General features: G+C 61.1%; 8 protein-coding genes and 1 pseudogene. 4 read left to right on the forward strand and 5 right to left on the reverse strand.

Going from position 1 to position 9114, the window contains the following annotated elements; genetic code table 11:
- From D6877_RS01540 to D6877_RS01550, 3 genes are all read left to right on the forward strand, one after another.
- The coding region (locus D6877_RS01540; protein WP_277751468.1) for a helicase C-terminal domain-containing protein at positions 1–585 on the forward strand (585 nt) is incomplete at its 5' end.
- Entirely contained in the window at positions 578–2497 is a 1920-nt protein-coding gene (locus D6877_RS01545; RefSeq protein ID WP_130909636.1) for a PAS domain-containing sensor histidine kinase, read from the forward strand. The genes D6877_RS01540 and D6877_RS01545, both read left to right, overlap by 8 nt.
- Positions 2498–2575: 78 nt before the next feature.
- Positions 2576–3109 carry a hypothetical protein gene (locus D6877_RS01550; protein WP_130909637.1) on the forward strand — a complete coding sequence of 178 codons (534 nt, stop codon included), beginning with the start codon at positions 2576–2578 and terminating at the stop codon, positions 3107–3109.
- Between the two features lie 242 nt (positions 3110–3351).
- Here the strand turns inward: D6877_RS01550 and D6877_RS01555 are convergent, their stop codons facing one another.
- From D6877_RS01555 to D6877_RS01575, 5 genes are all read right to left on the reverse strand, one after another.
- Complete coding sequence (locus tag D6877_RS01555; protein ID WP_016774825.1) at positions 3352–3645, reverse strand: hypothetical protein; 294 nt, start codon at positions 3643–3645, stop codon at positions 3352–3354.
- Between the two features lie 184 nt (positions 3646–3829).
- A complete protein-coding gene (locus D6877_RS01560; protein WP_130909638.1) occupies positions 3830–5173 on the reverse strand; it encodes a cation:proton antiporter in 1344 nt (447 codons plus the stop codon).
- Between the two features lie 42 nt (positions 5174–5215).
- Entirely contained in the window at positions 5216–5827 is a 612-nt protein-coding gene (locus tag D6877_RS01565) for a Yip1 family protein (RefSeq protein WP_016774823.1), read from the reverse strand.
- An 87-nt stretch (positions 5828–5914) separates the two neighbouring features.
- A complete protein-coding gene (locus tag D6877_RS01570; protein WP_016774822.1) occupies positions 5915–6772 on the reverse strand; it encodes a glucose 1-dehydrogenase in 858 nt (285 codons plus the stop codon).
- Between the two features lie 213 nt (positions 6773–6985).
- The gene (locus D6877_RS01575) at positions 6986–8140 is read right to left on the reverse strand and encodes a PatB family C-S lyase (RefSeq protein ID WP_130909639.1); all 1155 of its coding nucleotides are present in this window, start codon (positions 8138–8140) and stop codon (positions 6986–6988) included.
- Between the two features lie 360 nt (positions 8141–8500).
- Here D6877_RS01575 and D6877_RS01580 point away from each other — a divergent pair.
- Positions 8501–9088: pseudogene (locus tag D6877_RS01580) on the forward strand (molybdopterin-dependent oxidoreductase); the annotation flags it as partial.
- Positions 9089–9114: the final 26 nt, after the last annotated feature.

Here is a 9114-nt window from a genome sequence, read left to right on the forward strand (position 1 = left end):
CTGATCGCCCGCCAGTTCAGCGAGCGCCCGGGCAACTATCTGGCGTTCTTCAGCAGTTTCGATTACCTGCAACAGGTCGCGACCTTATTGGCCGAGCGCCATCCGCACATCATCCAGTGGTTGCAATCGCGGGGCATGGCCGAGGGCGCGCGGCAGGCGTTTCTCGACCAGTTCAGCGCCGACAGCCAGGGTGTGGGGTTTGCGGTGTTGGGCGGCGCATTTGGCGAGGGCATCGATTTGCCCGGTGCGCGGCTGATCGGCGCGTTCATTGCCACGCTGGGTCTGGCGCAGCTCAATCCGGTCAACGAGCAGATGAAGCGGCGCATGGCCGCCATTTTCGGCGCCGGTTACGACTACACCTATCTTTACCCGGGCATGCAAAAAGTCGTACAAGCCGCCGGGCGGGTGATTCGCACCCGTGAGGATCGCGGCACGGTCATGCTCATCGACGACCGCTTTGCCGAAAGCCGCATCAAACAACTGCTGCCGCGCTGGTGGGCGATCAAAAGCGAACCGGCGCTTTTCAAATCGGCGGATTCACGCATACTTCAGCCCATGACAGTGGCTGGTGAGTGTGATGAGTGAGAACAACAGAACCGCAGCGATCGAAGACAGCCGATTCCGGCTGCTGATCGACGCGGTTGTCGACTATGCGATCTACATGATCGACCCCGACGGTACCATCACCAGTTGGAACTCCGGCGCCAAACGCTTCAAAGGTTATGAAGAAGCCGAGATCATCGGCGAGCACTTCTCGCGCTTCTATACCCCGGAAGACCGCGCCAACGGCCTGCCGCAGCGGGCGCTCGACACGGCAATTCGCGAAGGTCGCTTCGAAGGCGAGGGCTGGCGCGTGCGCAAGGACGGCACGCACTTCTGGTCGCACGTGGTGATCGACCCGATTATCGACCCCAACGGCAAGCTGCTCGGGTTCGCCAAGATCACCCGCGACCTCACCGACCGCAAAATGGCCGAGGAAACCCTCAAGCAAAGCGAACAGCAGTTCCGCCTGCTGGTGCAGGGCGTCACCGACTACGCGATCTACATGCTCAGCCCCGAAGGCTGCGTCAGCAACTGGAACCAGGGCGCGCAGCGCATCAAAGGCTATTTGCCGGAAGAGATCATCGGCCAGCATTTTTCGATTTTCTACACCCCCGAAGACCGCGAACTCGGCGAGCCGCAGCGTTCGCTGGAGATTGCCACCCGCGAAGGCCGCTTCGAGAACCGCAGCTGGCGGATGCGCAAGGACGGCACGCGCTTTCTTGCCCACGTGGTGGTCGATGCAATTCGCGGCGACACCGGCACGTTGCTCGGCTTCGCCAAGATCACCCGCGATGTCACCGAGGCGCACGAGGCGCAGCAGGCCCTGGAAAAGACCCGCGAGGCGTTGTTCCAGGCGCAGAAGATGCAGGCGATCGGCCAACTCAGCGGCGGTATCGCCCATGACTTCAACAACCTGCTGACGGTGATTCTCGGCAACCTCGAGATCGTGCAGAAACGCATCGGCGACGCGCCGAAAATCGCTCGTCTGCTGGAAAACGCCACCCAAGGTGCCTTGCGTGGCGTCTCGTTGACCCAGCGCATGCTGGCCTTCGCCCGTCGTCAGGAGCTCAAGACCGAGTCGGTGGATATCCCGCAACTGGTGCAAGGTATCACCGGGCTGCTGCGCAGTTCGCTCGGGCCGGGCATTCGCATCGAAACGCGCTTTCCCGAAGATCTGCAGCCCGTGCTGGCGGACAGCAATCAGCTGGAACTGGCGATCCTCAATCTCGCCACCAATGCCCGCGATGCCATGCCCGACGGCGGCACGGTGATCATTCAGGCGCAAGCCGAAGTGGTGCTGGAACAGACTCATTCGACATTGGCGGCGGGGCGTTACGTGTGCCTGAGCCTGATCGACAGCGGCGAAGGCATGGACGAAGCCACGCTGGCCTGTGCCCGTGATCCGTTCTTCACCACCAAAGGCCTGGGCAAAGGCACCGGGCTGGGCTTGTCGATGGTGCACGGCTTTATCGAACAATTGGGCGGGCGCTTTATTCTGAAAAGCGAGAAGGGCCAGGGTACGGCGGCCGAGCTGTGGATTCCGGTGGCGCTTGAGCGTACGGCCAGTCGCCCGGCGTACAGCAACGCCGCGCCCATTGCGGTGCCGAGGCTCAGTGTGCTCGTGGTCGATGACGATTCGCTGGTGCTGACCAGCACCAGTCTGCTGCTGGAAGATCTCGGCCATCGAGTCATCGGCGCAACGTCCGGCGCCCAGGCGCTGGCGCTGTTCGATCAGGGCGAAGTGATCGATCTGGTAATCACCGACATGGCCATGCCAAAAATGAGCGGCGCGCAACTGGCCCATGCGTTGCGCATGCTCAAGCCGGATCTGCCGATCATTCTCGCCACTGGATATGCCGAACGCCTGGAAGGTTTTGCCGCTCAACTGCCGCGTCTGCCGAAACCGTTCACCCAAGCGGGTCTGGTGCAGATCATCGCCCAGTCAATGAAATGACGCGCTGGTCGATCCGGCTGAACTAGTGCTGACGCGTGCCTTTCCAAAAGTCTTGTTCACTTTTGGAGGGCACGTCTCTTGTCTCGCATATTGACCCAGCCAAGCGCTGCTGAAGAAGCCTTGGCCGAACACGACGCCAAGATGTTTGGCTCACCCAAGGAGCGCCTGGATTTCTATCGCCGGGAAATCCAGTACGAAACCAGCATCCTCGCCAACCGCACCGACGCCTACCTCGCGGCGCAGTCGTTTCTGGTGATCGCTTTCGCCTCGTGCATGGCTAACCTCAATCCGGAGTGGGGCAAGATGTTCACCCTCGTCGTGCCGCCGTTTCTGGCATTGCTCGGCGTGCTCAGTTCATTGAATGCCTGGCCGGGGATTCGTGCGGCGTACGACATCATCGACCACTGGCACTTCAAGCAGAGCCAGTTGCTGCACAGCGAGCCGGTGATGGGCGCGGCGTATGACGAGTCCCCGCTGTTCAGCGAGATGGAATCGAGCCACAAGGGCTATCGCAAGTCGCTGCTGTTTTCGGTGCGCACGCCTTGGATTTTTGCGACGTTCTGGGTGATGTTGGGGGTATATGCGGTGTTTATTCAGGTGACCAATCCTTGAGGTGGATTGGTCGGGACAGGTGCTGGATGTTGTGATGTTAATGAGATTTTTACCCCCTCACCCCAGCCCTCCCGAAACGTCGGACCGCCCCCAAGGGGGCGAGGGGGGAAGGGAGCCGATCTTCATGCTTTTCAAAATCTACATTCGGCGCGGTATGCCAGGTCGGTGTAGCACGTGAGAACACCTCGGTCAGTCCCCTCTCCCTCCGGGAGAGGGCTAGGGTGAGGGGCTTTTAACTTTTATTACGCAGTTTCCAGCTCACGCCGCGCAGTCACAGCATTCTGCACCGCCGCCGGGATCGGCGGGAAATCCTCATTCAGCACACACAGATGATCAATCGCATCTTCAAATTTCGCATCGGCTTTCTTGCGCAGTGCCCGGTATTGCTCAAAGCGTTCGAAGTCGGTCGGCGTCTGTTCCAGCAGCGCATTTGCCGCTCGGTTCAGTTCGTGGGCTTCTTCGAACAGTTGACGATTGCGTTCCAGAGCCAGTGCTCTGCAAGCCTTGATTTGCGCAGGAGTCGAGCATTCGTTCATGACCGTGACCTTGTTTGTGTCGGAGTTCCGTTTAATAGGCTTGTTTGCCGCAGGGGAACCGAACCTGCCGGGCCGCGCTGATGATTGGCGCGGTTAAAGTTGTGACCGTTGGGTCGCGCCCGGCGATCCATTTTTTTGCAGAAAAATCTTCGATCATTTCCAGCCAAGCGCAGCGGTTGAAGAATCAGCTTTTTCGTTGCTTCAGACGTTCATAGCGCGCCAGCATCGGTTGTGTGCTGACGCCATGCAGCAGAATGCTCAGGGCCACCACCGACAAAGTGATGTCGGTACAGACCTTGGCCACGTCTGAATCCAGGCCATGGTTCAGGGCGAAGAACAGATAGAACAGGCTGCCGATGCCGCGAATGCCAAACCAGCCGATCAACAACCGCTGCGGTCCGCTGAGCAGATTGCCCCATGGCATCAGCGCCACGCTCAGCGGGCGAATCAGGCAGAACAGCACCGCGCCGATCCACAACGCCCGCCAGTCCCAATGCGCTATCAGCACAACACCAAGCAGGGTTACCAGAAATACTTCCATCGCCCGCTCAACCAGACTGCCGAACGCCAGCATGTCGCCCATCATGATCCCCGCTGCAACCTGGCTGTCTTCCAGCTTCTCTGTGTCGCCATGCACGGCGTTCTGCGGTTCGACGTTCTGATGACCGACCACCGGCTGCACCAGGTGCTCGGCAGGTGCCTGGGTGATGCCCGTGGATTTGACTTCCTCCTGACGCAGCCCAAGCCCAGCAGCGAAGACCGCGAGAAAGCCGTAGCCGCCAATGGCGTCGGCGACCACGTAGGACAGCGCGATCAGCGCGAGGGTCAGGTAATCATTGGGGCCGAGGGTGCTGTCCTCGTTGTGAATGCGCAGCAGCAGGGCGATGCGGCCGATGCCGCGGCCCATCCAGTAACCGGTGAGCAAACCCGCCGGCACCGCCCACAAGAGACTGCGAACCACCCAGTGCTGCCACTCGCTGGCGCTACCGTCACCGTGCAGCAACAGCAAACCAAGAATCACGAAAGGGAAAGCCACGCCATCATTGAGCCCGGCCTCTCCGGAGAGGCCGAAACGCACGCTGTCGACGTCCTGGGCATCATTGACCTGCACCAGTGCGGCGAGCACCGGGTCGGTCGGGGCCAGAATCGCGCCGATCAGCAGGGAAGGCCCCCACGGCAATTGCAGGCCCCAGTGCAACAGCAGACACACGCCGATAATCGTCAGAATCATCACCGGCCCGGCCAGACCAAAAGCGATGCGCCAGGTCTTGTTGCCCAGCGGCAGGCGCAATTTCAAACCGCAGACGAACAAGGAAAACAGCACCGCGACTTCCGTCAGATGCTCCATCCACAACGACGATTCTTCCAGCGGCAATTGCAGCAGGTCGAGGCCGCTGGGGCCGATGGCGATGCCCAGCAGCAGGCACACCGCCGAGGTGGTGACCGGCATCCAGCGCAACCATGACGACGTCAGGGCCAGCGTCAGCAGCACGGCGCCGAGCACCGCGACCCATACGCCGAAACTCATGACCGCTCACTGCGGTGAATTCTCAAGGACAGGCGCACCGGCTCAGCTCACGGTCGTGCGCAGGTACTCGGGGATGAGCACGTTGAACCACAGCAGAATCATCGACACCAGCATGGTCACCAGCACCAGCAGGCCAACGCCCCACACGCACGCCGAATACAGCAGGCCTTGCTCCTTGCGCTCATGCATGAAGGTCGGCAGGCCGACGAACAGCAGAAACGTCGAATAGATCGACGCCGCGCCGAGCACCAGAATTGCCAGCCAGCGGCTCGGGTACAGCCCGGCAATCCCGGCGAGGAAAAACGGCGTCACCGTGTAGGCGGCAAAACCGATGCATTGATTGAGCGTTGGCCGCGCATCGAATGATCGCGACATCCATCTGATAAACCCGCCGATAATCGCGACACCCGCGACGATCGTCACGTACAGCAACACGCTCAATTGCAAGGCGCTGGCCGTGCTCAGGCGCACGTTTTCACCCACGGCGAGGCTCCAGCCGACCTGGGTGGTGCCGATGAACAGGCACACGGCCGGAATCAGCGCGAGCAGCAGCAGATGCGCGAGATAGTGGCGGGGATGGGTTTCTTCTTCGCGGCGGATATCGGTCCAGGCGAAGTTGGGTTGGGTGAAGAGTCTGACGAGGGGGGCGGACATGACAACCTCCTGTTCCTGTTGGCCCGTAGGCGCTTACAGGTATGGAGAGATGCCATGCCGCTCGGGTTCAGTTTTTCTGCTGCACGGTTACAGCATCGGTTTGCCGCCGGTCACGCCGTAGCGCTGGCCGGTGATATAGCTGGCTTCGTCGGAGGCCAGCAGCACGTAAATCGGCGCGACTTCCACCGGTTGGCCGGGACGGCCGAGCGGGGTGCTGCCGCCGAAGTTCTGCACTTCTTCATCGGGCATGGTCGAGACGATCAGCGGCGTCCAGATCGGACCTGGGGCGACGCTGTTGACGCGAATTTCCTTCGGTCCGAGCATCTGCGCCAGGCCACCGGTGAAGTTGGCGATCGCGCCTTTGGTGGTGGCGTAGGCCAGCAGGGTCGGCTTGGGCATGTCCGAGTTGACCGAGCTGGTGTTGATGATCGACGAACCGGGGCGCATGTGTTTGATCGCCGCCTGGCAGATCCTGAACATGGCAGTGATATTCACGTCGAAGGTCATCACCCATTCGTCATCTGGGATTTCTTCAAAGTTTTCGTGGGTCATCTGGAACGCGGCGTTGTTGACCAGAATGTCGATGCGGCCAAAGCGCTCGACGGTCTTGTCGACCAGCGCTTGGCACTGCGCTTTCTCGGCGATATCGCCCGGCAGCAGGATGCATTGACGCCCGGCCTGCTCGACCCAGCGTGCGGTTTCCTTGGCGTCTTCGTGTTCATTCAAGTACGCCACGGCGACATCGGCGCCTTCACGGGCGAAGGCAATCGCCACTGCGCGACCGATGCCGCTGTCGGCACCAGTGATCAACGCAATCTTGCCGGCGAGGCGGCCGGAACCGACGTAACTTTGCTCGCCGCAGTCTGGATACGGCTCCATCTTGCGTTGCGAGCCGGGCACCGGTTGGGCTTGTTTCGGGAAGGGTGGTTTTGGGTAGTCAGTCATCGCAGGGTCTCCTGATTTCAAGGCCAGTGTTCCGGGTTGACCCGGTGGGTTTGCCTTGAGTTCGATCGGATTTGCGCTGGATTTAGTTGGCTATGCAAAACCAATGTGGGAGCGAGCCTGCTCGCGAAAGCGGTCTGTCAGACGATAAATATGTCGACTGACACTGCGCTTTCGCGAGCAGGCTCGCTCCCACAGGGGAATCTCGGGGCAGGATCAGAGATTGCGGTTAGCCAAAGCCCGCTCCATCCGCGCAATCCCTTCTTCCAGCAACGCCCTCGGGCAACCGAAGTTCAAACGCACAAACTGCTGATGCCGGTCGCCAAAATCCAATCCCGCGCTCAGGCCGACCTTGCCCTGTTCGAGGAAGAACCGCTGCGGATCCGGCAGGTCCAGCGCGGTGCAATCGAGCCACGCCAGATACGTGCCCTGCGGCACATTGATGGTCACGCCCGGCAGGCGCGTGCGCACCGCGTCTACCAGCCAGTCGCGGTTGGCCTGCAGGTAGGTTTTCAGTTCGGCGAGCCACGGCGCGGCTTCGCTGTAGGCGACGCGGGTGGCTTCCATGCCCAGCGGGTTGACGCTGTCGACCATGCCGCAGCGAGCGTGGTTGACGCGTTCGCGCAGACCGGCGTCCTGGATGATCATGAACGAGGTCTTGAGCCCGGCGATGTTGTAGGCCTTGCTCGCCGACATCAGGGTGATCGTGCGTTTGGAAATCTCGGGGCTCAGCGATGCGGTGGGAATGTGCACGCGGCCGTCGAAGCACAGTTCGGCGTGAATCTCGTCGGAGATGATCCACGCGTCCTGCGCTGCGCAGATATCCGCCACTGCCTGCAATTCTTCGCGGGCGAAGACCTTGCCGATCGGGTTGTGCGGGTTGCTCAACAGCAGGGCGCCGCCGCCTTTCAGCGACTCGCGCAGTGCGTCCAATGGCGTGGCGTAGGTGCCATCGGCCTGGGCGTTGAATTCCAGCTCGACCTTGTTCAGGCCCCAATGCCCCGGCGCATGGCGCAGCGGCGGGTAGTTAGGCACTTGCACGACGACATTCTGCTGCGCCTGGACCAAAGCCTTCAGCGCCATGTTGAAGCCCGATTCCACACCCGGCAGGAAGATCAGCTCCTGCGGTTTGACCTGCCATGAATACTTGTTCCACAGGTCGGCGACGATCGCTTCACGCAGGTTGTCCTGGGCCACGCTGTAACCGAGCAACGGGTGCAGCAGGCGCTGTTGCAAGGCTTCGACGATGACCGGCGGCGCGGCAAAATCCATGTCAGCGACCCACATCGGCAACACATCGGCCGGGTAGCGGCTCCACTTGGTGCTGCCAGTGTGGTGGCGGTCGAACAGCTGATCAAAATCGAAAGTCATGCGCGGTCTCGTCAAGGCGGGATTGGTTCTGCCGGACATTCTATGCGCAACTCGTTCCCTGTAGGAGTGAGCCTGCTCGCAATAGCGATCTGACTGATCGTTCCCACGCTCCGCGTGGGAATGCAGCCCGGGACGCTCTGCGTCCCAGTGGAACGCGGAGCGTCCCTTGAGGCATTCCCACGCGGAGCGTGGGAACGATCAACACCTCGAGATTGCAGATGAAACACCCGACGGTCGGTTTTCACACAATCGGCAAGGTCTTTGTCTACAGTGAAAAAGTCGGCGCCAAGGCGTCGCAACCGTGATTGTCCAGATAAAGCCCGGCACAAGTACCGGGTTCCACCTGATCAGGAGTGCACGATGGATCTCAGCCGTCGTCAGTTCTTCAAGGTCGCCGGTATCGGCCTTGCAGGCTCAAGCCTGGGCGCGTTGGGCATGGCCCCGACGGCGGCCTTCGCCGAGCAGGTGCGTCACTTCAAGCTCGCCCACACCCGTGAAACCCGCAACACCTGCCCGTATTGCTCGGTCGGTTGCGGTTTGATCATGTACAGCCAGGGCGATGCCGGCAAGAACGTGGCGCAAAACATCATTCATATCGAAGGCGATTCCGACCACCCGGTCAATCGCGGCACGCTGTGCCCGAAAGGCGCGGGCCTGCTCGACTTCATTCACAGCCCCGGCCGCTTGCAGTACCCGCAAGTGCGCAAGCCCGGCAGCAATGAATGGACGCGTATCGGCTGGGACGAAGCCCTCGATCGCATCGCCGACCTGATGAAGGCCGACCGCGACGCCAACTTCATCGAGAAAAATGCCAACGGGCAAACGGTGAATCGCTGGCTGACCACCGGTTTCCTTGCGGCGTCGGCGGCATCCAACGAAGCCGGCTACATCACCCAGAAGGTGATTCGCAGCCTCGGCCTGCTGGGGTTCGATAACCAGGCGCGTGTCTGACACGGCCCGACGGTGGCAAGTCT

It is taken from the genome of Pseudomonas sp. Sample_9 (genome assembly GCF_004307535.1).
In the GTDB taxonomy this organism is placed as follows: domain Bacteria; phylum Pseudomonadota; class Gammaproteobacteria; order Pseudomonadales; family Pseudomonadaceae; genus Aquipseudomonas; species Aquipseudomonas mercuritolerans.